Here is a 1510-nt window from a genome sequence, read left to right as displayed (position 1 = left end):
GCCACAGGCCGCAGCTTGAACAGGATGAGCAGCGGGGCGGCGATAAAGATCGACGAATAGGTTCCGAAGACGACGCCGAACAGCATCGCCAGCGTGAACGAGCGGATCACCTCGCCGCCGAACAACACCAGCGCCAGCAGCGCTAGCATCGTCGTCACCGAGGTCAGCGTCGTTCTGGACAGCGTCTCGTTGATGGCGTTGTTCAACAACAGCGGCAGCGGCATCCTCTTGTATTTTCGGAGGTCTTCGCGAACACGGTCATAGACGACGATAGTGTCATTGAGCGAATAGCCGATGATGGTGAGTATCGCCGCAAGCGACGACTGGTTGAATTCGAGACCGGTGATGACGAAGAAGCCGATCGTCATGACCACATCGTGGACTGTGGCAATGATGGCGCCGACCGCGAACTGCCATTCGAAGCGGAACCAGACATAGATCAGGATTCCGAGCAGGGCGATCAGCATGGCGATGGTGCCTTGCTTGGCGAGCTCGCCGGAAACCGTTGGCCCTACCACCTCGACGCGGCGGAATTCGTAATGGTCCTGCAACTCGCCGCGCACCTTGTCGATGACGGTCTGTTCGGCGTTCTCGCCGCCCTCCTGCGTGCCGACGCGAATCAAGACGTCGTTCGGGTCGCCGAACTGCTGCACCTGCACTTCGCCGATGTTAAGTTCCGAAAGCCTGCTGCGGATGTCGGCAATATCGGCGGTGCCATCCTTGGCCTGCACCTCGATCAGCGAACCGCCCTTGAAATCGATGCCGTAATTGATGTCGACAGTCATGAAAAGCACGACCGCCAGGATCGACAGCACGCTGGACAGCGCGAATGTCCAGCGGCGGATGCCCATGAACGGAATTCTAGTGCCCGGCGGGACGAAGGTCACCGGCGCGCGCGGTAACTCCTTCGGGCGGGCGCGGCGAAGCCAGATCGACACCAGCAGCCGGGTGAAAGTGAACGCGGTGAAGACGGTGGTCAGAATGCCGATGGCGAAGGTTACGGCAAAGCCCTTCACCGGTCCGGTCCCGAGCCAGAACAGCACCACAGTCGCGATCAGCGAGGTGACGTTCGAATCGACGATGGTCGCCAGCGCTTTCGAAAAGCCCGTATCGATCGCCTGGATCACCGAGCGACCGTTTCGCCGCTCCTCGCGAATGCGCTCGTAGATGAGAACGTTTGAATCGACCGCCATGCCGATGGTCAGCACGATACCGGCGATGCCCGGCAATGTCAGTGTCGCGCCGAGCAACGACAACAACGCGATGATCATTGCCACATGCACCGCCAGCGCGATGTTGGCAATGAAGCCGAGGAAGCCATAGGCCACGAACATGAATACGACGACGAGGATGGAGCCGATCACGCCGGCGACCTTGCCGGCGTGAATGGAATCCTCGCCGAGCCCAGGGCCTACCGTGCGCTCTTCGATCACCGTCAGCGTCGCCGGCAGCGCGCCGGCACGCAACAGCACGGCGAGGTCGTTGGCGCTTTCGGCGGTGAAGTTGGCCG

General features: G+C 61.1%; 1 protein-coding gene. It reads right to left on the bottom strand.

The genetic code is table 11. The annotated features are described in order from the left end of the window. Positions 1 to 1510, bottom strand: a 1510-nt coding sequence (gene secF, locus EOA86_RS34210) for a protein translocase subunit SecF (RefSeq protein ID WP_128345555.1), incomplete at both ends; no start/stop codon positions are given.

Origin of the sequence: Mesorhizobium sp. M5C.F.Ca.IN.020.32.2.1, from assembly GCF_004023105.1 — a bacterium.
Taxonomy (GTDB): Bacteria; Pseudomonadota; Alphaproteobacteria; order Rhizobiales; family Rhizobiaceae; genus Mesorhizobium; species Mesorhizobium wenxiniae.
This window is presented reverse-complemented; position numbering and strand designations above follow the sequence as displayed.